This window comes from Aliiglaciecola sp. NS0011-25 (assembly GCF_040370605.1).
Taxonomy (GTDB): Bacteria; Pseudomonadota; Gammaproteobacteria; order Enterobacterales; family Alteromonadaceae; genus Aliiglaciecola; species Aliiglaciecola lipolytica_A.
In genome coordinates this window covers 16690-41116 of record NZ_BAABWR010000013.1, presented here as the reverse complement: position 1 = coordinate 41116, position 24427 = coordinate 16690, and the positions used below count along the sequence as shown (strand labels likewise).

Genomic DNA, 24427 nt, shown 5'->3' with positions numbered 1-24427 from the left:
TGACAATGGCAGATCAACCTAAGGTCACCGTAATAGGTGCAGGCTTAATGGGACACGGTATTGCTCAGCGCTTTTTAGCTGCTGGTCACCCAGTCAATTTAGTTGACCCCAATTTGCAAGTGCTTGAGCAAGCTGAGCAGCAAATCAGTGACATTTTTACACTGCTTGAACAACCTTATGATAAGGGAGATCTTTTAAGCCTATACACAGAGATACAACCTGCGGTGGAAGACGCTGAGTTTGTCATTGAAGCAGGACCAGAAATACTAGATGTAAAAAGAGACATCTTTAGCCAACTAGCCCGCTTTAGCAGCCCAAAATGCATATTAGCGAGTAACACCTCGGCCATCCCGATTTCTGAGATAGCCAAAGGTATTTTGCATCCACAACGTATTGTGGGTGCCCATTTCTGGAACCCACCTCACTTAGTGAGATTGGTTGAAGTGGTGCAAGGGGATGAGACTAGCGTAACAACGGTGGAACAGACCATTGCATTACTTGATGCGGTAGGCATGAAATCAGTTCACGTTAAACGGGATATTCCAGGTTTTATTGGCAATCGTTTACAGCATGCAATGAAACGCGAAGCCATTGCCATGCTTGAAGCTGGGGTCTGCGATGCAGAAACCATTGATGACGTGGTGAAGTACGGATTTGGCCAACGCCTAGCGGTGCTCGGTCCACTGGAGCAATCTGATTTAGTCGGACTGGATCTCACCCTGCGTATTTTAACCACAATTTATCCATCACTAGATACCAGTTCAACACCGCAAGCCGCATTGGTTGAGCGAGTCGAAACTGGACAATTAGGCATGAAGACGGGTGGCGGTTTTCGCCAATGGACGCCTGAAGCCGCAGACGACGTGCGCACTCGCGTACGTGAACACTTAGTCGCGAAAGCGAAACAAACAACAACTAATTGAGCGAAAATCGCAACCTAAAGAGGACAACATAATGGCTATTAATCAATATTATCAAGTACCTAAATTGGAAGAATACAGCGAAAAGTTTAAGGACTTTTTCAAGTTCAAACGTGAAAATGGCATTCTCGAAGTGAAAATGCATACCAAAAACGGTCCAGTAAAGTGGAGTTATCAGTTCCACCACGCACTTGCTGAATTATGGACAGTCATTGGTCACGATAAAGAAAATGAAGTACTTATCCTCACCTCAACTGACGATAAGTGGATCAACGAATGGGATGTTGAATCATTCAAAGAAGTTGAGCAATCACCAGATGACGACAAACGTTTTGATGTGCAAATCTACGACACTCTCAAAATTGTAGAGAACTTTATTAATGATCTCGAAATTCCCACAATAGCTGTAATTAACGGCAAAGGGATTCATTGGGAAATGTGTATGATGAGTGACATCACCCTTTGTACTCCTGATTTCGTGTTGCAGGATGACCACTACGGCATGGATAGCGGCCATGTACCTGGTGACGGTATGGGTCTTTGTCTACAGGAAATCTTAGGTGTGAAACGCGGTAACTATATGATGCTGACATGCGAAGCTATGGATGCTCAAACCTGTTTAGAGCTTGGCGCAGTAAACGAAGTAGTAGAGCGCGAGAACATTGTAGATCGTGCTTGGGAAATAGCCCGCAACATTATGACTAAAAGTCGTTCATGCCGCCGCCTGACCCATTACATTTGTGTTCGTCCATGGAAAGCCGTGGTTGAAAGAGACTTTAGAATCCATGTTTTATCTGAAATGTACTCATTTAATATGTCCAAGTCAGAGCACGATTTTGAATATATAAAATACGATGAAGAAAAATAGAGTGAGTAAATAACCACAGTGAAAAAAGATGCTTCGGCATCTTTTTTATTGTCGCTTCATTTTTCAGCTTGGCTCCTAATGATAGGCCGTTGCTAGAAAAGTAGAATGACTAAAACCTGCACTTAGCACAACGTTGTTTACAGTGTTTTTTTGATGTTTATACCTAAACGTTTAGCAAGCCTAACTAAGTTCGCCCTATCTAGGTCAAGTGCGCGAGCAACCGCTGCCCAATTGTAATTGTGCAGTTTTAACTGTTCAGTGATTAAGTTGTACTGCAATGACTCAACGGTTTTTTTCAACGATTGATTGGCTGCATAATCGACAATGTTTTGCTCTGCAGTCGTCACATTTTGCTGTATCTGTGGCATTAAGTCACAATGTTCACGAGTAATCGTAACTATCGGGTTTTGCCACTGACTCTGCATTGCTTTTAATGCACTGCGACTAATCACATGTTCCAGCTCCCGAACATTACCAGGCCAACCATATTGATTGAGTAGCAACTGTGCTTCAGTGCTTAGTTTAAGTTGTTTTATGCCTAATTTACGGGCTGTTTGCTCAATAAAATAACCGGCTAATAAAGTCACATCATGTTCGCGTTTTCGCAGTGGTGGCACTTTGATAGGATAGACACTCAACCGATGATATAAATCAGCCCTGAAACGCCCTTGTGCCACTTCTTTTTTCAAATCCCGATTGGTCGCAGCCACTACCCTTACATCCACATACTTCAGGGTGTCTTCACCAACAGTTTGTATTTCACCGCTTTGCAAAACGCGAAGTAACTTACTTTGCATTGCCAAAGGAAGCTCGCCAATTTCGTCTAAAAATATGGTTCCACCATCGGCTAATTGAAACTTGCCTTGACGTGCGTTCTGCGCGCCGGTAAATGCCCCTTTAGCATGTCCAAAGAACTCACTTTCCGCAAGGTTTTCAGGTAATGAAGCACAGTTGAGATGAATAAGAGGTTGATCGTTTCGCGCAGAATGCAAGTGGATATTACGTGCAACTAATTCTTTTCCAACGCCTGTTTCACCTAAAATAAGTACACTAAAATTAGACCCAGCGACCAATTGAATATCATTTTTAAGGGTTTGTATTGCCGGACTTTGACCAATAATTTCGCCACCATCGCGGGTTAATGCTTCGCGGTTGAGCTCTTGTACCAGAGCAGTAGACTGTTGCGCATGATGTTTGTATTGCGCAAGCTGCAAGGCAATTTTAAAGTGGGCGCTACAAAGTGCTTGTAACTTATTTAAGGTTTCACTGCCGATATTATTAAAGGCGCTGGCATTCAAACTATCAAATGTAAGCACCCCCAATAACAAATCGTCATCTAATAATGGTAAACCCAAACAGGCATGAACTGGAATATCTCCCTCTTTTGCTAAAAGTAAACCGTCATATGGATCAGGTAAGGGACAATCATGAGCAAACTGTAAAGCCTGTTTAGCACTGCATATGGCTTCTAATCTGGGGTGTTCTGATATGTTAAAGCGCCGTCCCAAACTGTCTGCCATCAAACCTTTGATGGCAAGCGGTTTTAGTTGCTCACCTTGGAACTGTAACAACGCGCTAGCATCACAGGGAACAACTTGTTGAACGGTGTTGAGTAACAGATCATAAACTTGCTGGTGCAAAGTTGCTTGTGCCAGTTGCAATGCTACCTTTGAAAAATCAACTTGCCTAGCCATGTCAAAAAGACCCATTCGAGTTATATAAACACGTTAAACAATAGGTCATTTCGACTCTAAATGTAAAGCACAAATACCTAACCAATTGAAATTTATCGGTAAAATTTGTTGGCACGAAACCTGTAAAGTCATTATTGAAGTAAGTGTAATCAACACCTGCAATATTCCAACCAAGGTAAGTGTTTAATAGGAAGTTATGAACACAGTAAATAGTCAATTAACCTTTGATACACAGTTTAAATCATTATTGTTAGGCGCTAATTTAGTTCTGATTATTAGTGTTTTTTTAATCATTCTGAGTATTTTAATTAGTTACCCCTTTGCCGAGCATTTTTCAATGTTGACGCAAACATTTTCCCACATTAGTACGATTATTGTGGCTGCCATTTTGAAAGTCGGCTACGTCGTTCGCTGTATAACGCAGCACGGCTTAGGTCAGGAGGTACGTTAATGCGCCCTATCAATTTACAGGAGCCAGAAACACCGAAAAAAGGCATTCTAGCGTTTTCCAAAAGTCCTGTTTGGATGCTTGCCTTTAGACCATTCTTTTTGATGGGAGCGATGCTCGCACTGGTATCTGTGGGTTATTGGCTGCTGATTTTAACTGGATACACTGCGTGGCAATTAACAATTCCCGCAACGCTTTGGCACGCTCACGAAATGTTATTTGGTTTCGCTGGGGTAGTCGCGGTAGGATTTTTACTGACAGCAGCACAAACTTGGACAGGAGTTCCAAGTATCAGTGGAACGCCTTTAATCTGGCTCACCTTTATATGGTTAGCTGCGCGATTTTGTTTTTTTATCCTTGTACCAGACTTTGCCAACCTGAATTTATATTTAGTCATGATGCTGCAGTTAATTTGGTGGTTAGGCGCGATAGCGACTCTGGCTAACATGTTGTTCAAAGCAAAAAATAAAAATAACTATCCCTTGTTAGCCGTTTTGGTTGTGCTTTGCGCATTAAACACCTTCTATTTGGCGTTAATATTGAACCATGATCTGCAGTATGCTCTGGCCACCGTCGATACAGCGGTATTAATTATGACCTTGTTAATTGGTATTGTTGCTGGCCGAGTTATCCCCTTTTTTACCGCCAAAGGATTGCAGCTCGCCAAGCAAGTAAGCACGCCTAAAATCGATATCGCGCTTTTGTATTCTTCAATACTTGCCATTGCTTTATTTTTTATCAGTAAGTTATTTCTTAACGATATTAATCCAGCTTTAGGATTCACCTTGGTTGCCGTGCTGCATCTGATTCGATCGTATTTTTGGTGGAATAAAGGAGTGTTAAACGTGCCTTTATTATGGTCGTTACACATTTCTTACTTCACATTGAGTGTGGGATTATTTTTAGTCGCTTTAAGTTTAAGTAGCGAGCTAATACCGTTCCAAGATGCGCTGCACCTTATCACCATCGGTACTATTGGAATGATGATTTTAGCCATGATGACCCGTGTATCCCACGGTCATACAGGTAGACCCTTAGTGATCCCACATTTTATGGCAGTCGCATTTGCGCTCGTGATGGTCGCAGGAATTATTCGCTCGCTTTTTCCCCTATTTATTGAGTCATACCTTGCGTGGCAATTGAGTGCTGTGTTGTGGTTAGTGGCCTTTTTATTATTTTTGATTCATTGCATACCGATTTTAACTCGGCCTCGCATTGATGGTCGTCGTGGATAATAGTCACAACACTTTAGGATACAAATATGCTAACTGATAACACTATAAAAATAGTTAAAAGCACAGTTCCGCTATTAGCGGAAGCTGGCACAGTCATAACTGAACATTTCTATAAACGTATGTTTAGTCACAACCCAGAACTTAAAAATATTTTCAATATGACAAACCAAGCAAAAGGAAAACAACAATTTGCATTATTTAACGCCTTAGCTGCTTACGCGCAAAATATTGATAAATTGGCTGTACTAAAAGATGCACTGGAACGGATTAATCATAAGCATGCCAGTCTTAATATTTTACCGGAACACTATCCAATTGTAGGTGGACACTTAATTGCTACCCTCAAAGAGCTCATTCCTGACCAATTTACCCCCGAGGTGGAGTATGCCTGGCGCGAAGCTTACGCAGTGTTAAGTGATATATGCATCACTGAAGAGGCAGCTTTGTACGCCCATAACAAAAATACCCAAGGTGGTTGGTCTGGCACACGTCAATTCGAAATTACGAATAAACAGCAAGAGTCAGAGTTAGTGACAAGCTTTGAACTTACCCCCGTAGATGGTAAGGAAGTAATTTCCCATAAACCTGGCCAATATTTAGGGATCAAAATCAAACCTGATAATTGTCAGTATGAACAAATTAGGCAGTATTCTATTTCGCAAAAAGCTAACGGCAAAAATTATCGTATTAGCGTTAAAAAAGAGTTATTCCCCAAACCTGGCGTAGTCTCTAATTATTTGCATTCTTTACCTCAAGGCAGTGTTGTAGAGCTATACCCGCCTGCCGGAGACTTTTATTTACGTGATAATGCAACGCCAACAGTGCTTGTGTCTGCAGGCGTCGGGCAAACTCCCATGATGGCCATGCTACAAAGTTTGTTGAGTGATAAAAACACCGAAAACATTATCTATTTACACGCATGCGAAACCCCAGAGCAACACTCATTTGCCAATGATTTAAATGAGCTTAGTCGCCTTTACAATCGCTTACAAACCGCGACTTGGTTTAATCAAGGTGGAGAAGGATGTAACTATACCGGCTTAATGAATCTTCGCGATTTAGATACGGAGTTGCCGATAAATAATGGTGAATTTTATCTTTGTGGTCCGGTTAATTTTATGGCTTTTATTAAAACTCAACTACTAGATTTAGGCGTTGATAACAGCCGTATTCATTATGAACTATTTGGTCCTCATCAAGATTTATAATCGTTAACACTGATCATTTTATTGCGCCCATTGGGTTGGGCGCATCTGCATATAGCAGCTCAAAGCTCATTCTCAATCAAGCACTAAAATAAACTAGAAATATACACTGTATCTCTATTATTTCCCCCACGAGTAAACAATCCGTATTTAATAAGTTAAGCTAGCGCCTCTTTTGTAAAATGTGTTCAACTTAGATGGCTTTATTAAATATAAAAATAATGCTGCCCAAAGATGCTGCATTCACTATGCATCGGCTAGCTGACTGTGAGTTTTTGAGCAAAGTATTTGCTACAAAAATCATTGAGTTGGATAACACTGGCAGAAAACCTCGGCGCTTAGTTGATATGCGAGGTCATCAGTTTGTTGAAGAGATCATTCAACTTAGTGATACTAAGCTTGTATATCAGATTGTAGGTAACGGACCGATACAACAGCATCAAGGTCAAATTAATTATATTAGCAATAGTACAAAACCACATTTACAGTATTTAATTGAAGGCCAAAGCAATACGTGGGTCCCCAATTGGTTGCTAAAAGTAGTGATGTTTTACGACTTTAAATTAGCCGGCAAACGACTAAGGAAGTTACTCTATGAGCGTTGAATATATCTTGTTATTGCTCAGCCCGTTATTTCTTATTGCTATTGGCATAGAAGTGCGTAAACGCAGAGAAAGTTATTCATTAAAAGAGTTTGGTTTAAACCTAGGTTTAGCCTTGTCTCATCAAGCAACAGACATACTTGCTATGCTCGCATTAATGCCATTTTTTTATTGGGTACATAGCAATTTTGCTATATTTACTATTGAATTAAGTCCCCTATGGTTAGTTTTAGCATTCGTATTACAAGACTTTTTATACTATTGGTTTCATCGTGCTAGTCATCAATGCAATTGGTTATGGGCAGCTCATGTTGTGCATCATAGTTCCACCAATATGAATTTTTCTACTGCTATGCGGCAAAGTCTTTTCTATCCCATTGTTGGCATGTGGATATTTTGGCTTCCATTGATTATTTTGGGTTATACGCCCGAATTAGTATTGGCAGTGGTAGCCTTGAATCTGGCATTCCAATTTTTTGTGCATACCGAACTTGGTCCCGAATTCAAAGTACTTGGTAAAGTGTTTAATACACCAACTCACCACTGCTTACATCACGCCAGTAATCCACAATATATTGATAAAAATTATGCTGGTGTACTCATTGTTTGGGATAAAATTTTCGGAACCTTCGTTAGCAGCGATGGCGAAGCTCCAAATTATGGCGTGACTGAACGTCAATACAAGGTGTCATTTTATGATGTGGTATTCACACCATGGCGAATACTATTTAACAAAGTAAGACAGCAAAAAAGTGCCTCTTGTGCTTTGAAATTGTTATTCAACAAACCCCGCAACTTACACTAGGGTTTTATTCACTCTCACCTAAAAAGCGAAATTCTAGCTATAAAAAAGCCCCGATTTTATCGAGGCTTTGATTAATTTGAATAGTACTTAATTAAGCGTGATATCTTTTTCTTCCAACCAACGCTAATAAACCTAGGCTAAGCAATAAAACGGAAGCTGGCGCAGGTACAGCTACAGAACCAGATTGAGTTTCAATTTGAAACTGTGCTTGGGTTCCGTTGAAGTTGAAAACGTCATTACCGCTACCAACATCATAACTGATTTCAATACTATTGGCGGTAAAAGACAATGCTTCAGGAACGGCGATATCGGTTAAATTTCCTGATATCCATGACAACCCCGTAATCATTTCACCAGCGTCAAAAACGATATTACTTATAGAGGCAGTGAAAATTTCAAAATCTAAGTCATCTTGTGAGTTAAGGGTAACTATGTTTGTTGTAGGGTCTAAGTCAACTAGAACTAAACCTCCAGACCAGCCACTGTCATTACTTAACAAGTTACTACTGTCTAATTCGTTACCCGCTCCAACAGATGCATTTAAGTCTTCATAAACTAATGGGCCAGCGTCGAAACAACAATATGGAAGGTCACTTTCAGTGCGAAAATCACCGGAAATAATAGTGGCATTAGCCACGCCCGCAAAAAGTAAAGCAACTAAACATAACACTTTATTCATTTTTAAAACCTCATAAATGATACAACTGTTAAAACAAAAGCAATAGTCAGGCCAATATTTTAAACGATTGATAAATAACGATTATTTATCAATTCACGTTTTAGAATAAAAATCTATTGTAAATAAACCTGACAAAAAATCTCATCTCTATCATATACTTAAGTATAATACCCAAGATATTATTGAGCGACCATATTTGGCTGTTTTTAAATTTAAGGTTATCGATTCAGATATATCACTACTAGTGAATAGTGTTAGTCGTAAGCACTTATTTTCAAGTTTAAGCGCAAAAAACAAATATCTAGCTTCGCTGCAATTAAAATTTTGTTTACTAGCATTTATTTCTTTTCACCTCCTCCCGAGTTTAAGACTAATAGCATTACGCACTGCAAGCTCGTACAATACGAACTAAGCGTTCGTCGATCTTAAGCTGTGAAACGCTACAATCATATTGTTTATTTAGTCGCTAACGTTGTGCCACTTTATTGTTATCAAATCACCAGAAGGTTTGTCATGAAAATTTTATTTGTAATTGGAGCTTTATTTCTAACTGGGTGTGCCAGCACACAAGGCTTATCGGTTTTTTCATTCTCAAACGCTCAAGTGCAATCATTACTAAGCCAACAACTCCCCAATTTAAGCGAAAAGGTCAATGTAATGGGGTTGCCTGTAGAGCTGAACGTTAACAATCTAAGTGTTAATATTGGTCCGGACAACCGTGATGTCATCGCCCTTGGCGTTGATTCCGGTGCAGAAATAAACGCCTTCGCATTTAAATATCCAGTACGTTTAATGTTGCAAATCGAAGGTAGCCCTTCTTACGACAGTGATAAAAAAGCAGTCTATTTACAAAACCTTAAACTCGTCGACTCAACGGTTGAAGCGGGTAAATATAAAGGTAATTTGAACCTACTAAATGACCAAGTAATGAATCTGATTAATACATTTTTAGCGACCACGCCAGTGTATAAATTAGATATGGCAGACCCTAAAGTTGCGCTTTTGAGCAAAGTCCCTTTGAATATAAAAGTGGTAGAAGGTGCGATTCAATTGGTGCCAAGTCTTTAGTTTAGATTTGAAATCGTCGAACCCGCTATTTAGGTTCAACGAAAGCATAGGCTGCACCTTCTGAGTAATATTTGTTTATTTTTTATTTATAAGTGACCTTGCATTTTTTCAGTTCGTCCTTATTAAAGCTAACAATTCAACAAGAGTATATTAAACAGTTTCATGTGGACTTGGCGGGCGTTTATTTTAAGCATGTTTATTGCACTTTTTGCGGTACTAAGCTCCCCTGCCCGCGGTTTAGAAATCTCACTGCATACCGAAAATAAAACAGTACATATTAGTGTTTATAATCACAACATCGATAATCCAAACAGTGTTGCTAAACTCAACCACACCACTCAAATTTTGTCGTCGGATTACCTGCTTATTAAACGAAATAACAGGTTAAAAAAGCATAATAATCAACAAGACGACGACTTTCGCTCGGAAATTCCTCCTGAACATATTAGATTTAATCGTGACATACGCTGGCCCCCATTCGAACGCTCAGCATATAGCGCTTTTAGCTCTTCAATTCAAAACGAACCTATATTTGTTTTAGCCTACGAATTTCTCCCCGAAATTTTGGGCCGCCAGCACTTTTTAGCACCATTAAAACCAAGTGTTGATGTTCCTTGGTATTTGCGCCCCGATGCGGCAAGTAATCAAAGCAAATTAAATGGCTGGAAAGACGCAAACACGCTTTATACCGGCACCATTACCTACCTAAGTTAAAACGTTCTCGCGCTGATTAGAGCGCACTTTTATTAATTGTACTTTCAGTACTGAATTTTATTTTGCATTGGCGCGAATCCGCGCCCTTGCCCCCTAAATGATAGTCGCTTCAAAGCGCTTCATTTGGGTAAAAAGAGAACGAATATGCGTAAAACAACTGCAAAACCCAAGCATACTTGGCAAATAATAGTGATCATTGTCACTGTACTCATTCTGGGATTAAATGCGATTCCAACACTATACGGGAGCAACAACGCGTTATTGATTAGCGCGCAAACCCCAACTCAATCACTGCCGTCGCCACAACAGTTGCGTAATTTAATGCAACAAGAAGACATTCAAGTTAAACAAATTATCAACGGCGAAGTAGACAGTAAGATCGTTATTGAAGGAGACGATGAAACACTGTCACGGGCACAGCAGCAGCTAAAAAATAATTTAGGTTCGGCATACCAAGTCCGCTTGGGAAGCCAATCTGCGGCCCCTAAGTGGCTCGACGAACTAGGTATGTCGCCGATTAAATTAGGCTTAGATTTAAGCGGTGGAGTGCTCTTTGTACTGGAAGTGGATATCCACAAAGCTGATCAAGAAAGAATAGAAAGTGCCAAAGACGAAGCCCTGCAGATCATTCATCAAAATAGTTTGCGCGGTATGACTGTCAAGGTTGCTGCTGATAACGAGGATTTGACGAGCAAAATTAACTTACATTTTTTGAGTCATCAATCCGGCAATGTGAAAATAGTAGTAAACGAATTACAGAAACGTTTGCCGGGCATAACTTACACATCTGTCGATGATAACAACGGCATTTTAATGTATTCCCAACAAAGCCTTAGCACATTTCACAGTGAAACTATGGCCCAGGCAATTACAACTCTACGTGGCAGAATTGAAGAGTTAGGAATTACCGAAGCAGTTACGCAACGACAAGGAAAGAATCGTATTCGTGTGGAATTACCTGGGGTTAAAGATCCAGAACAAGCCAAACGAATCATAGGAGCGACAGCCTCATTAGATTTTTATGAAATAGCTGGCGATGGTGCAATTGGAACTAAAACCTTTCGCGATGAAGACGGTCGTCATTTGCGGGTAGCTTCAAAGCCCATTTTTACAGGAGCGAGTATCGAAAATGCCAGCACAGGTCGCGACGAAATGGGCGTTGCCTTGGTGAACCTGTCGTTAGATGCTATTGGCGGTCAAAAAATGTCAGCGTTCTCCAAAAACAATATTGGCAAGCCTATGGTAGTGGTTTTTTCTGAGTACCACAGAAACGCTGCTGATGAGATGATCAAAAAAAGCAAAGTCATCAGCGTTGCGACTATTCAAAGTCAGTTGGGTAACCGTTTTAGCATCACTAATTTAGAAAGTCATCAGGCGGCATCTGACCTTGCATTACTCTTGCGCGCAGGCTCGTTAGACGCTCCCATTACTATAGTTCAACAGCGCACAATTCAAGCCTCTTTGGGGCAAGACAATGTCAACAACGGGATCATGGCATTAGCCATTGGTTTAGGCATTACGTTGTTATTTATGGGCTTGTGGTATCGAAAACTCGGCTTAATTGCTAACACCAGTTTGGTGCTTAACCTAGTGTGTTTATTGGGCTTAATGGCATTGTTACCAAATGTGGTGCTTACCCTCCCAGGCATTGCTGGTTTGGTATTAACCGTGGGCATGGCCGTAGATACAAATGTGCTAATTTTTGAGCGAATAAAAGAACAGCGAAGGCGTGGACAAAGTAACTTCTCAGCCATTGAAACTGGCTATAAAGAAGCATTTTCGACGATTTTAGATGCAAATATCACCACGATGATCACCGCGTTAATACTCTTAAGTATTGGCTATGGCCCAGTAAAAGGATTTGCCATGACGTTAAGTCTAGGTATTTTAACCAGTATGTTTACCGGTGTATTTGTTTCCCACGTTTTAACCTATTTGGTGAAACCACAAATTGCGGTATCACATAAGGAGCTCAGTTAATGACAACACATTTAATCAACAACTCATCAAGTAATAATGAGTCCAATGAAGGTAAAGGTTCAACTCAAACCGTTTCTCGTTTTAGCAAGTATCGTTTGGCGGGCTTTTGTTTGGCTATGGCTTTGATGGTGATATCTGCATTGGGCTTAGGTCTGCGCGGGTTAAATTTGGGATTAGATTTTACTGGCGGTTATATGACCGAATTTACCACCAACCAGAATATCGACAAATCACACATGCAAAACCAATTAGCTGCGCAGTTAACTGGCGATTTTGAACTCAATAGCAGCATGACAAATACCCATTGGACTATTCGCCAAGGGGATGACACAACGGATGTAATTGATAAACAGTGGCTAAATCAATTTGCCAACCAAAGCGGTTACGATATTACACCTCAGGATTCGGTTTTTATTGGCTCCCAGGTTGGATCTGAACTGATTGATAACGGTGGTTTAGCCTTGATCGTAGCGGCAATTGCTATGATGGTATACCTAACTTGGCGCTTTGAATGGCGCTTAGCCTGTGGTTCATTGGTCGCTTTAGTACATGATGTTTTAGTTGTTCTTGGGCTATCCGCCTGGCTCGGTTTGACCTTTGACTTAACTGTGCTTGCTGCCGTACTAGCCATCATCGGCTACTCACTCAACGACTCTATTGTAATAGGCGACAAGCTCCGTGAAGTAATGCGCGCCAAGTCCGGCTTAAAGATGAATGACTTAGTCAATACCGCAATTAAATCAACATTAACGCGCTCACTGATAACCTCAGGCACAACACTGGCTACAATAGGCGCCATTTGGATATTCGGTGGACAGCCATTACAAGGTTTTGCCATTGCGTTATTTGCAGGTGTTGTGTTTGGAACACTCTCTTCAATTGCAGTGTCGGCCACAATCCCGCAACTAATAGGTTTAAATCCAGCATTCTATCAACATCGTGCCCAGGAATTACTACTCAATGATGAGCCATAGCTATCGCTAGATAGAACCCAGAATCAAGATTAAAATGTCCACATAAGTGGACATTTTTTGCTTTGAAGTTGCAGTAAAGGTATTAGCTAGACATTAGCGAGACACCCATGATATTAGCTAGACACCCATGATTGTTAGCTGGAGACATATTAGCTAGACACCCATGATTGTTAGCTGGAGATATTAGATATTAGCGAGACACCCATGATTAGCTGGACACCCATGATAGAAGGTATTAACTAGACACCACACCCTTAACAAGGTTTTACAATGGGTTAATGAACTGGCGTCATATTTCGAGTGTTATTATCAAGTGCAGCAGATATACGGCTTGGCAATCTGAGCCTGAATTTCTATCTGGTTAGCAAGATTCAGCATCCACTTAATCAAAGCAGAGTAGCTCCTGACGATTAACCATAAAACAAACAGGATAGCAGGTACCTGCAGGTGGATTTATCATTCATGGCAATTTAAAGTGGTGCAAATGATATGAAACTTTGAGTACGCCACTATGAAAAAACCGCAAGAGAAACCATTATCTAAAGATGACATTGCTTTACTGAACATGCCATTTGACGCTTTTTCGTCACATCTGAAAGGCGCTGCATTGGGGCCAAAAGCAATACGCACAATGATGGAGTCGGGTTCATCAAATTCAGCTACTGAATTGGGGCAAGAGCTTAATGATAATCCTAGGTTAGTGGATGCCGGTGAAGTGTCTTGGACACAAGAAGTCGACGCATTTGAAGCGCTTGAGAAAGTCATTGATAAGATAGCCTTGCAAGGTGCGAAACCCCTGACTTTTGGTGGCGATCACTCCATTACTTATCCGATTATTAAAGCGTTGGCAAAACATCATTCTGACATTACTATTTTGCATTTCGATGCTCATCCCGATTTATATGACATTCTTGATAACAATCCATTATCCCACGCCTGCCCTTTTGCGCGAATCATGGAAAATAAGTTGGCCAATCACTTAGTACAAGTAGGGATCCGCACCTTAAATCAACACCAACGAGAACAAGCAAAACGCTTTGAGGTTGAAGTACACGAAATGACCCACTACAAAGGCGCTCAACAAATCAACATTACCGGCCCTGTATATATAACAATAGACATGGATGCACTGGACCCAGCCTATGCCCCAGGCGTATCTCACCACGAACCAGGTGGTTTAAGTGTACGCCAAATATTGGATGTTATTCATCGCTTAAACGTACCCGTAATAGGCGCTGACATTGTCGAATACAATCCCATACGTGACATAAACGATATGACCGCTATGGTTGCCACTAAGTTATACAAAGAAGTCTGCGGTAAAATGCTCGAGTAGTAATGTCTTCGTTAATTATTAAGACACCTAATTATTAAGACACCCATATATATGAAAATCTATATGTTCCTCTAAGTTAATACTTGATGACTACGATGCTTTAGTTTCCTTGAGCTTTAGGAGGTTCTATATATATTCTGGAGGGCTAATGGTCATTTTCAAATTGATAATGTCTCTGTTTTAACATTCCAAAGACAACAGTGATTGCCAACTTTTGCTGCAATATTGGTAATTTTAGGTGTATGACTTTAAATTTGTCTAAGCAACACTTTTGCTTTTCCCATGCCTCGTATTCGTTGATGTTTTGTGTTGCGCTTAAATTGTTGCAGCATATGTTCACTGCCCACTGCAATCGAAAAATGCTGTTCAAATTCAGTGGTAAGAGTAAACCATTGCTCTGAATTGATACCTAAATTATCTATAATGGAGCTTTCTTTTGCCTTTAAGTATCCCGCTTTATCGTCTCGAATAAATCTACCGGTGCGAACCACTAACTCACAATAGTCAATTAAGCTGAAGGCGATACCTGAGGCCATATTTTTTTGATGATTACCGACAAAACGCAGCAGTGAATCAGGTTGTTTACCCGTTTTTACAGCGGCAATACGCTGGAAAATACTGGTATGCTTGGAGGTTTGCGGCGTACTTTCCATTTTCGCTCGAATTGGGTTCAAATCAACGTAAGCCATACAGGCAATAACGGCTCGTTGATCTAAGAGCGCTTGAGATTTGAATCTTCCTTCCCAAAATCTGCCTGTACATTCATCCTCTTTGTTCGCTTCTCTGGCAATGAACTCGTTCAAATTACGCATAAACCAACTTATGTCATACAAACGTTTACGATTTACTTCGGCTATTTGATCCACCGTAAGCTGCTCATATTCGCTTAGCTCTTCACCGCGCATGAATTTTTGCGTAAGCAGAGTGCCTCTGTGTAATTGATGCCAGCGAGTAAGTACCTCTTTTTTCGACCAACTCTCAGCAAGGTTTTTATCTACAAACAACACCACGTGAGTATGATTGTTCATAACCGCATAAGCCGCGATATCGATAGCAAAGACCGAACCTAAAAATAATAGACGAGATTCCACCCAGCCTCGTCGATGCTCATAACTTTGCCCGGTAAATTTATTTTCACCACATAAAAATGACTGTCTTACACATCTGGATACACAATGATAATAAGGAGTATCGATTAAACTTATTTGATTTTTTCGAGCTTGCGGCATACATCATCCTTCCTTGGTTGATTGAAGACTTTTAAGTTTAGCCGAGAGTTGATAATTTAATAGTATTGAAATAGACGCATGAGCATAACCTGTTTCAAAACTGAAAGGTTTTAAACTTAATCCAGCCGTAAAATAGTTTACTTCAAGTTGTCATCCAAAGGTGGGTGTCTTGATAACGGCCTAAATAACTAAGCATGGGTGTCTTAATAGTGAGTTTGGCTTGAAATCAAATTGGAGAGGCAAGTGATAGCGTTTGCGCAAGCAATGTTAATTTTGAAGTATATAACCGAGTTGTCAGTGTGACAGTGACTGACGGAGAACAAATTAACAAATGCCTTAAGATGTTAAATTTAGCCTGCCAGATTTTGAGCTCTTTTAATTAGAGAACCATCGGTATTTAAAAGTTAATTGTCAATATACCTCCATTACTTAAAGCCCAGCATGATATTGACTAACTGTTGATTCCGGCACCATAGCATTTAACGTTGCCTCCACCATTTTATCTCCCGCGAGTAATTGTTCGAATTGATGAATTAACGCAATTTTATCCGGAGAAACTTTATCGCCAGCACCAATGTTAGTTAAATCAATCATAAAACCATCAAATAAGTCAGCCAAATCATGTATCACCTGCATATTCAAAAACTGGTCTTCGTTGTAAATGCTAGGGTAACCCGCTTTTTGTTTATCAATGGCAAAAGACATCCCTTTAAGATTAGTAATACTAGTGGATTTATCACAAGACAGCATACATCCGTTATCTATTCTCGGTTTTTCACAACCGACACTTTGCTGGAAGAAACACTGTCGGCTAGTCATCAGTAAAATGGGGTGATAGATGCTGTAAAATAGTTTGAAATTGTCAGGACGTGCAATGTTTTTCATTTGCATACGATTAAGCTCATTCGAAATAAATGCGCCACTACAATCAAAATCTTCTTTCATTGCCATCAATGCATACGAGTTGGTTGTATTTAAAAATGGTCCTGCTATCCACTTTATTCCTAACTGATTAGCACGGTAAGCAATACCTGTATTGTTAGTAACGATTAATGGCGGCATAACTTTTTCCAAAATATTAATTGCCACATCATAATCTTTGCCAATTAATACTGCTGGAAACCATGGTATCAGGCGCGGATTGTCAGCCAAAAAGTCAACGTACTTCGTGCAATCACGTTTATAAGCATCGGGTAATTTAAAGTAAATATCAGCGCTGGAAACCTCTGCCAAAGCAACATCTGCTTGGTCACAAATTAATATGGAAAGCTTAACGTTAGTATCTGCAGTTTTTGGGTAATTTTTCAATTTAGGTAATGTCACAGGAGGGATCAACGCTTGCGCACCATTAAGCAATCTAATCGCTTCATTTTTCAAGGTTGTCATTTCACTAAAAGGCACAGTTAACCCAGTTGACAGATGCTGAGTATCAATGCTTTGGAGCTCATAATCCCCATTCCCCAAACTTCTAAAGCGTTTCTCTAAGACCTGTTCGTCAATCGCATTTTTATCACTTTTTGCTAATAAACTGCTCGATTGTAATGTAAAACTTTTGCTTCGCCCTTGAGATACTTGAGCCTCAGTGCTTCGATAAAAAGCTCCATCATCGGTGCGAATATTTAGGGTTAATTGACTACCTTGCTGACCAGAAAAAACTAAGATTAAAGGGACTTTATCTATACTCAAATACTGAATTTTTTCTCGTACAATATCATGAAGCTCATTTTTTTCTTGATAAAGAGTTTGCTTCACTTCTTGTATTTGTACCACTGATATACGATTGCTGTCGTCGTTAGAGGTGGCTTTAGCAATGGCATGGTTTTTAGAGTTGTCTCGAGGGTTATCGATAAACATTGACTGATTCAAGTCACCGCGCAAAAACGCATTTGAAAAATCCCGATTAAAGACTTTATACAAGCGCTCACCATCTTCAAGCAATTCGCCGGTTTCAATAAAACCGTCGATTTGTTTACGAAAACTATCTACTACCGTATGTACGTAACTTGCACCTTTTATTCGTCCTTCAATTTTAAACGAATAAACACCGGCTTCGATGAGTGCTGGCAGATCAAAGAATGCCGAGTTATCTTTAAGATTAAGGGGGAAATTGTGCCCCGACTCGGTGGTTTCATATTCTTCACGGCACGCTTGACTACAGCGGCCACGATTCCCCGAATTACCAGCGCTTGCAGAAGTTGAATAACACAACCCCGAGAACGCCACGCACAATGAACCATGAACGAACACTTCAGTTAAAATATCGTGTTCACGGCTAACTGCAGTTAAGGCTGTTATTTCTCGTAGGTTTAACTCTCTAGATAAATTAACCCTTGAGGCCCCTAATTTTTTTAGGAAAGCTATTTGGCCCGCATTATGAGTAGTGAGCTGTGTAGAAGCATGAATATCCAAGCTGGGAAAATGTTTTTTAATCAGGTTAAACATACCTATATCTTGAACAATTACACCGTCTAAAGTGGTGTTTACTAGCTTACTGAGTAATTTAGCTAAGGTCGTAAACTCTTGCTCTAGAATCACAATATTCAAGGTTAGAAATATTTCGCAATCATATTGATGGGCTAAGCGAATTACCCCAACAAGTTGTTCAAAAGAAATATTAGACGCGCGATTACGGGCATTAAAGTTGTCTAAACCACAATAAACGGCATCGGCACCCGCAATAATGGCCGCTTTAATGGCATCAATATCTCCACCTGGGGCTAATAATTCAATTTTTTGTGTGGTTTGGAGATTATTCATGCCGATATTACTCATTTAGGTGCGATTCATTGGGGGTGATACTCACAGAAGTATTATAAGTCCTGTAATTTTATGCTGGCGATTTTACCTGTATCTTTAGCCAATGAATATGACTAGAGTAGATTATTATCTGTAAATACTGCAAAGTACCAAATTAAGCTACTCAAAACATGAGATAAATGTCATCAGAGCTAACTTTGAAGAACACTAGAACGATAAACTATGACACTGCCAATACTTTACTCATTACGAAACTGTCCTTATGCGATGCGAGCTAGAATAGCTCTTTTCAAAGCCAATCAATCTGTTGCTGTGCGCGAAGTAAATTTAAACAATAAACCCGTAGAAATGCTCGACGCTTCAGCCAAAGGGACTGTGCCAATTTTAGTTGTAGGTGATGAATTACAACCATCGTTGATCGTTGATGAAAGCCTTGAGGTTATGTTGTGGGCCTTGGCTCAGAATGATCCTGACGATCTACTTCGTAAAGATGATCCAGTGGCACTACCTTCAATGCTTTCAATGATTGCACGTTTTGATGACGAATTTAAAACTCGCTTAAATGCCTATAAATGCGCACAACGATATCGAGAAAATAATCTGACTGAATGCAGGCAGGCTTGTGAGATTTATATTCAAGAATTAGAAGGTCTATTATCAGTTGAGAACGCTAAAAAGAATACTAACAAAGCCAGTTATATCATGTCAGACAGAGAAAGCTTAGTTGATATCGCACTTTTACCCTTTATTCGTCAATTTGCTAAAGTAGAACGCCAATGGTATCAGCAATCCCCTTATCCCAATTTGAAAAAATGGCTTAAGCATTACCTACAAAGTGTGATGTTCACCAAGGTAATGACAAAGTTTGAGGTATGGGATGCAAGCAAATAGCCCTGTCACTTGTGGATAAAAGTCATACTATTTTCTAACAACCCAGCTACCTTCTGCTTCACGGCAAGCAATTCCATGAACTATCTCAGCGTTCTCTCCAATGGTTGCATCAACAGTATATTCGCGACATGTTTGACCATCAATTAAGTACGTTTTGGTAGGTACCACGCGGTATTCATATCCTGTATCCGGGTTATACCATTGTGTTGCAACGCCAGTACGAATCGTTTCTAGAGAATGGGAAATATATATTCGATCATGTCGATTCATATGACGCCCCACATTGCCGCCTATATGTATTTCAACCGTTGGGCCGACAATTGTAGCGTTCGCGCGGGCCTCACCTTTGCCAATCTCATGACCGATTACGCCACCAATAATACCACCGATAATTAAACCTGTGAGCGGGTTTGCTCCTCCACCATGACCATGGTGTATACCTCCGCGCCCCGCACAAGAAGATAACAATAAAACACTGATGCAAGACAAAGCGATGACTACTTTTTTAGAACCTGTAAACATTATAAGTACCTCTCTATTTGGCATGACCGAATTTGGTGTAAAAAAATAAAATGCCTACTCTCCAGTAAGTTAATTCACAAATGCAAGATTATCTTGAGACGCATGGAGTTTTTTACTGAGAATGCAATCAATATTAAAGATCAAATATTGAAAGAAGGTGCAGGTAATGTGGAGAAAATGCAGATTTCGTATCTACAGACAAAAAGAAATAAACAGGACACCCATCGCAAAGTTTCGTATTCGGCGCTATTGATGTAGGAATAAACAAGACACCCATAATTAGCAAGTGAATAAACAGGACACCCATCGCAAAGTTTCGTATTCGGCGCTATTGATGAAGGAATAAATAAGACAGCCATAACTAGCACGTGAGTAAACAAGACACCCATGTTTAGCCATGTATGCAAAACTCAAAAAGATATCTATGAATTTATAACAAAGATATCTCAGGTTTAGCTTTTTCGGAAAACATCATAAAAGAATCAATCTACTGGCAAACTCGCTATAACCACCCTTTCTGATTGGCAATTCGCGCCGCATCAACTCGGTTGGTCGCATTCATCTTAGATATGGCTTCTGAAAGGTAGTTACGCACTGTGCCTTGCGCAATAAATAATTTCTCTGAAATTTCAGCGGTAGACAAGCCTTCAGCCGCAAGTTTTAGTGCTTTACGCTCTTTGCTGTTAAGTGGATCCTTATCCCCTAACGCCATCATGGCTAGCTCGGTATCAATTACTCGCTCGCCGCTTATCACTTTGCGTAAACTGGTAATTAAATAGTTACTAGGAGCTTCTTTGAGCACGATCCCCCGTACCCCAGCCTCAATTGCTCGACGCATATAGCCGGCTTTGGCGAAAGTCGTCATGATCACAATTTTTATGCTTGGATGTTGCTTCTGCAAGGTTTCGGCAAGTTCGATGCCCGTCATATGTGGCATTTCAATATCGGTCAATACAATATCGGGGATTACATCTGAACTATTAATAAAACTAAGCGCTTTTGTCCCATCACCACAAGACGCCACTACCTTTATATCTGATTCAAAACCAATTAATGCGGTCAGTGCATCGAGCACTAAGGTTTGATCTTCAGCAATAACTAAATTTGTAGTCATTAAATTTCCCTTTTCAATTAATTCATTTTTTAACACCAGCGGCTAGCCTTAAGACAATGCGACGCTTATTTCAAGGTGCATCCCCTTGTCATGCTTAATAAGCAAAGTACCATCAATCATCTCTAAGCGTTCTTGCATACCGGTTAAACCATTTCCAGCTTTATAGGGCATATTGGACTTACTGCCGTTATCCCCAATACGCATATTCATTATGTCACCGTCAATATACGCCTCAATATAGGCTTTACTCGCATCACTATGACGCAGAATATTAGTCACTGCTTCTTTGGCAACAAACGCCATTTGCAACTCAATATTTACCGGCAGGTCCACTTCACTCAACTTATTTGTCGTTAATGCTACTTCGATATTGGCATTTTCGAGCAATTTAGTCAGAGTCTGTAATTCGCTTTGCAATGAGAGTTTTTTCATGCCTGAAACTGCTCTCCTTACATCAGACAAGACGTCGCGGGAAACGGCACTAAGCTCAGCAAGTTGCGTTTTTGCTTCGTCGGTGCGGTCGTGTTGGAGGAGTTTTTCTGCTAGCTCAGCCTTTAGTGCAATAGTTGAAAGAGTATGCCCAACTAAATCGTGTAAATCTCGACCTATGCGCTCTCGCTCGGCAATGGCACTAACCTGCGCTAGTTCATTTGCAGCATGCTGTTTGTGTATTTCAATGAAGGCTTCTTTTCTTTCCAGTAATCCAAATGCGAATAATGCCAAACACGCAAAAACTGAGGGGATTAGATAACGTAAATCAACGGTTTGATAGTGCATCACCGAAGCAACCATAGCACTCAAAACAATTAAAAGACTAATTGCACGTACCCAACCACCGCCATGATAGCCTATCAAAAAAGTCGCAAAGCCAAATAAAAATAACCCTGCAAAATTGAGCAACGTGCCACCTATACAAGCTAACACAAGGCAAATGATTGGCAATATCACAGCCGTTCCACTAGCAAAAACAGCCCAAATATAAAACACGATAAAGGATACATAAATACCGATAGAAGCAATCAAATGATTAGTACTAAGAGTATTGGAACCGATAAACAGGGGAACGAAATAAAAAAATGAAAAAACGAGTGAAATGAAAGACCATTTCTTGCGCTCACCACGCCCAAGGGCGGGCAAGCTTATATTGCTGTTTGGTATAGTGTTAGCCATTTTATTTCCTTGTGATTATTACATCATCACTTAGCAAGGCTTGCTGTAAAAGCCGCATCCTTTAGTGCCTTACTTTGACTGCCAGTTGCACCTTTGATGTTGGCATAGCGCTTTTCTTGGATATAAATACTGACAATATATACCACTACAATTACAGCCGGTACAGATACAAATACATGCTCAGGGGCACCAAAGTAGCAGGTCACAATCGCAATAGTTCGAGTAATAGCATGGAAATATCCAACCCAATGCTGAATTGCCCATGATAACGGCATCCACATTAATCCGGCAAGAATACCAACTGACATAGGAATCGATTCATTTTCTTTAGTTGCGAAAGGCATGACGATGGCAAACACTAACAACGCCATTACTACTCCTGCCATAAACAGGTTATCAAATTCATTTTTAGGGCCTTTGCGGTTAAAGAAGTCTTCACCGGTGAGCTTGGCAAAGAAAATCCCCAAATAGAAAATAGCACCACAACCTAACCATACTGACCATACTTTTATTTCCATTGATTCAACAAAAAAGCCGATAAAGCCAATAATGCTCCAAACTATCATTCCAGCTAAAGGCATCGCTAAAAAACGACGTTGACGAAACTGTTCGCGTTGCTGATCTAAGGTAAATATTTTCATTTTTTAACTCGCTAGTTGTTTAAAAGACGAGTTTATTATTGCCAAAGTGTGAACAAAGAATAAGGCACAAATGTCACCAATAAGATGTGACATTTGTCACAAAATAAACTTAAAGGCCGGCTCTGAGGTATTAAAGACTAATTCTTAGCATAATGGGTATTTGATAGGTTCTTTGTGTAAGTATTAACGATTGCGCTTACTACTAGATGACTTGGCAAGCCGTTTTCCCCGCGCTAGAAATTCACCTTTTCGCTTAGATTTGAGCTTAGGATCAGGCTCAAAATTACCGTAAAGCTCTTCATCAGAGGTTTTTACTGATGCCTTCTTATTGGGTGTAAAACCAGAGATGATTTCACGCGGCAACTTACAACCAATCACTTGTTCAATTGTTTGCAACTGTTTTGACTCATCCTCACTGAACAATGATAAAGCTAAGCCAGTGTTATCAGCACGCCCAGTGCGACCGATGCGATGCACATAATCTTCGGCAACATACGGCAAGTCAAAATTAATCACGCAAGGTAGTTGGTTTACATCAATACCTCGAGAGGCAATATCAGTAGCAACCAAAACTTGAATATTACCGTTACTAAATCCATCTAATGCTAGCGTGCGTGCATGCTGGGTTCGGTTCGCATGGATTGAATCCGCGCTAATACCGGCATTTTTTAGCTGGGATACTAAATCATCGGCTCCGCGCTTAGTGCGACAAAATACCAACAGTTGATGCCATTTATTTTTCTTGATCAGGTATATCAGCGCTTCACTTTTCCGGGCTTTGTCGACGGGATGTATCAATTGCTTAACTGAATCGACAGTGCTATTAGCCGTCGTCACTTCAATCACAAGGGGGTTATTCAACATACTTTTAGCTAGGGCTTTTATTGATTTAGAAAATGTCGCTGAAAACATTAAAGTTTGACGTTGGTTGGGTAACAAGTTTTGGATGCTGCGAATGTCGTCGATAAAACCCAATTCCAACATACGGTCAGCCTCATCTAAGACCAATATTTCAAGTTGTTCAAAGTTAATCGCTTGTTGATGATACAAATCAATGAGACGACCAGGTGTAGCGACTAAGATATCCAAACCATCTTTCAGCATTGATATCTGGGGTTCTATCCTGACACCACCGAAGACCGCTCCACAACGGATTGCCATATTACAACAGTAATTTTCTACACTCTTTGCAACCTGAGAGGCGAGTTCTCGTGTTGGCACAATGATCAACCCACGTACGTTTTTTGCAAGTGGATTAGTGCCACCAGATAATAGCTGTGCAACTGGCAGTGCAAAAGCCGCCGTTTTACCCGTGCCAGTCTGGGCCGTAGCCATGACATCACGTCCATCAAGCACTGCCGGAATAGCTTCAATCTGTATGGGTGATGGTGTTGTGTAACTTTTTTCGGCAAGAGTATTCAACAACGCGTCACACAGGCCTAACAAACGAAAAGACATAGAGTAAGTATTCCTTGGAAAGATTAATATTTTCTAAACAGTGGAATTGAGATCTGTATTTGATTTATTGATAGCGCAAACCAAAGGTATAACAAAACCGTAAATATAAGTACTGAA

General features: G+C 40.3%; 22 protein-coding genes. 13 read left to right on the top strand and 9 right to left on the bottom strand.

Going from position 1 to position 24427, the window contains the following annotated elements:
* The first annotated feature begins 5 nt into the window (after positions 1 to 5).
* Both ABWV72_RS12600 and ABWV72_RS12595 read left to right on the top strand, forming a co-directional pair.
* Complete coding sequence (locus ABWV72_RS12600; protein WP_353370895.1) at positions 6 to 923, top strand: 3-hydroxyacyl-CoA dehydrogenase family protein; 918 nt, start codon at positions 6 to 8, stop codon at positions 921 to 923.
* 31 nt (positions 924 to 954) lie between these two features.
* Positions 955 to 1788, top strand: a complete 834-nt coding sequence (locus tag ABWV72_RS12595; protein WP_216047145.1) for an enoyl-CoA hydratase/isomerase family protein — start codon at positions 955 to 957, stop codon at positions 1786 to 1788.
* Between the two features lie 137 nt (positions 1789 to 1925).
* Here ABWV72_RS12595 and norR read toward each other — a convergent pair whose 3' ends face one another.
* Entirely contained in the window at positions 1926 to 3482 is a 1557-nt protein-coding gene (gene norR, locus ABWV72_RS12590; RefSeq protein WP_353370893.1) for a nitric oxide reductase transcriptional regulator NorR, read from the bottom strand.
* 196 nt (positions 3483 to 3678) lie between these two features.
* On the opposite strand from norR, the gene ABWV72_RS12585 reads away from it, so the two are divergent.
* From ABWV72_RS12585 to ABWV72_RS12565, 5 genes are all read left to right on the top strand, one after another.
* Positions 3679 to 3933, top strand: coding sequence for a hypothetical protein (locus ABWV72_RS12585; protein ID WP_353370891.1), 255 nt, complete (start codon positions 3679 to 3681; stop codon positions 3931 to 3933).
* Positions 3933 to 5165 carry an NnrS family protein gene (locus ABWV72_RS12580; RefSeq protein ID WP_353370889.1) on the top strand — a complete coding sequence of 411 codons (1233 nt, stop codon included), beginning with the start codon at positions 3933 to 3935 and terminating at the stop codon, positions 5163 to 5165. Before ABWV72_RS12585 ends, ABWV72_RS12580 begins: the two co-directional genes overlap by 1 nt.
* Before the next feature lie 26 nt (positions 5166 to 5191).
* On the top strand, positions 5192 to 6373 hold the full coding sequence (gene hmpA / locus ABWV72_RS12575) for an NO-inducible flavohemoprotein (RefSeq protein WP_216047149.1): 1182 nt from the start codon (positions 5192 to 5194) through the stop codon (positions 6371 to 6373).
* 194 nt (positions 6374 to 6567) lie between these two features.
* Complete coding sequence (locus tag ABWV72_RS12570; RefSeq protein WP_353370887.1) at positions 6568 to 6975, top strand: hypothetical protein; 408 nt, start codon at positions 6568 to 6570, stop codon at positions 6973 to 6975.
* Positions 6965 to 7777, top strand: a complete 813-nt coding sequence (locus ABWV72_RS12565) for a sterol desaturase family protein (protein ID WP_353370885.1) — start codon at positions 6965 to 6967, stop codon at positions 7775 to 7777. The genes ABWV72_RS12570 and ABWV72_RS12565 overlap by 11 nt, the downstream gene beginning before the upstream one ends.
* A 91-nt stretch (positions 7778 to 7868) precedes the next feature.
* Here ABWV72_RS12565 and ABWV72_RS12560 read toward each other — a convergent pair whose 3' ends face one another.
* Positions 7869 to 8456 carry a PEP-CTERM sorting domain-containing protein gene (locus ABWV72_RS12560; RefSeq protein ID WP_353370883.1) on the bottom strand — a complete coding sequence of 196 codons (588 nt, stop codon included), beginning with the start codon at positions 8454 to 8456 and terminating at the stop codon, positions 7869 to 7871.
* Positions 8457 to 8969: 513 nt separating this feature from the next.
* On the opposite strand from ABWV72_RS12560, the gene ABWV72_RS12555 reads away from it, so the two are divergent.
* The 5 genes from ABWV72_RS12555 to speB all read left to right on the top strand — a co-directional run bounded on the left by ABWV72_RS12555 (position 8970) and on the right by speB (position 14528).
* The gene (locus ABWV72_RS12555) at positions 8970 to 9524 is read left to right on the top strand and encodes a YceB family lipoprotein (protein WP_216047153.1); all 555 of its coding nucleotides are present in this window, start codon (positions 8970 to 8972) and stop codon (positions 9522 to 9524) included.
* Positions 9525 to 9716: 192 nt separating this feature from the next.
* Positions 9717 to 10238, top strand: coding sequence for a hypothetical protein (locus ABWV72_RS12550; RefSeq protein WP_353370881.1), 522 nt, complete (start codon positions 9717 to 9719; stop codon positions 10236 to 10238).
* 144 nt (positions 10239 to 10382) lie between these two features.
* The gene (gene secD, locus ABWV72_RS12545; protein ID WP_353370879.1) at positions 10383 to 12218 is read left to right on the top strand and encodes a protein translocase subunit SecD; all 1836 of its coding nucleotides are present in this window, start codon (positions 10383 to 10385) and stop codon (positions 12216 to 12218) included.
* Positions 12218 to 13192 carry a protein translocase subunit SecF gene (gene secF / locus ABWV72_RS12540; RefSeq protein ID WP_353370877.1) on the top strand — a complete coding sequence of 325 codons (975 nt, stop codon included), beginning with the start codon at positions 12218 to 12220 and terminating at the stop codon, positions 13190 to 13192. Before secD ends, secF begins: the two co-directional genes overlap by 1 nt.
* A 511-nt stretch (positions 13193 to 13703) precedes the next feature.
* Positions 13704 to 14528: an agmatinase gene (gene speB / locus ABWV72_RS12535; protein ID WP_353370875.1), complete on the top strand. Its 825-nt coding sequence runs from the start codon at positions 13704 to 13706 to the stop codon at positions 14526 to 14528.
* 248 nt (positions 14529 to 14776) lie between these two features.
* Here speB and ABWV72_RS12530 read toward each other — a convergent pair whose 3' ends face one another.
* Positions 14777 to 15757, bottom strand: a complete 981-nt coding sequence (locus tag ABWV72_RS12530) for a transposase (RefSeq protein ID WP_353370873.1) — start codon at positions 15755 to 15757, stop codon at positions 14777 to 14779.
* A gap of 429 nt (positions 15758 to 16186) precedes the next feature.
* On the bottom strand, positions 16187 to 18514 hold the full coding sequence (locus ABWV72_RS12525; RefSeq protein WP_342804956.1) for a peptidase U32 family protein: 2328 nt from the start codon (positions 18512 to 18514) through the stop codon (positions 16187 to 16189).
* Between the two features lie 222 nt (positions 18515 to 18736).
* Here ABWV72_RS12525 and ABWV72_RS12520 point away from each other — a divergent pair, with 222 nt between their 5' ends.
* A complete protein-coding gene (locus tag ABWV72_RS12520) occupies positions 18737 to 19405 on the top strand; it encodes a glutathione S-transferase (RefSeq protein ID WP_303500881.1) in 669 nt (222 codons plus the stop codon).
* Positions 19406 to 19432: 27 nt separating this feature from the next.
* Here the strand turns inward: ABWV72_RS12520 and ABWV72_RS12515 are convergent, their stop codons facing one another.
* From ABWV72_RS12515 to ABWV72_RS12495, 5 genes are all read right to left on the bottom strand, one after another.
* The gene (locus ABWV72_RS12515) at positions 19433 to 19927 is read right to left on the bottom strand and encodes an RT0821/Lpp0805 family surface protein (RefSeq protein WP_353370870.1); all 495 of its coding nucleotides are present in this window, start codon (positions 19925 to 19927) and stop codon (positions 19433 to 19435) included.
* A 502-nt stretch (positions 19928 to 20429) separates the two neighbouring features.
* Entirely contained in the window at positions 20430 to 21041 is a 612-nt protein-coding gene (locus tag ABWV72_RS12510; RefSeq protein WP_216047162.1) for a response regulator transcription factor, read from the bottom strand.
* Between the two features lie 48 nt (positions 21042 to 21089).
* Positions 21090 to 22211: a sensor histidine kinase gene (locus ABWV72_RS12505; protein WP_353370868.1), complete on the bottom strand. Its 1122-nt coding sequence runs from the start codon at positions 22209 to 22211 to the stop codon at positions 21090 to 21092.
* Between the two features lie 26 nt (positions 22212 to 22237).
* Positions 22238 to 22852 (bottom strand): DUF7010 family protein, encoded by a 615-nt coding sequence (locus tag ABWV72_RS12500; protein ID WP_353370866.1) that lies wholly within the window; start codon positions 22850 to 22852, stop codon positions 22238 to 22240.
* Positions 22853 to 23035: 183 nt separating this feature from the next.
* The gene (locus ABWV72_RS12495; RefSeq protein ID WP_353370864.1) at positions 23036 to 24310 is read right to left on the bottom strand and encodes a DEAD/DEAH box helicase; all 1275 of its coding nucleotides are present in this window, start codon (positions 24308 to 24310) and stop codon (positions 23036 to 23038) included.
* Positions 24311 to 24427 lie beyond the last annotated feature (117 nt).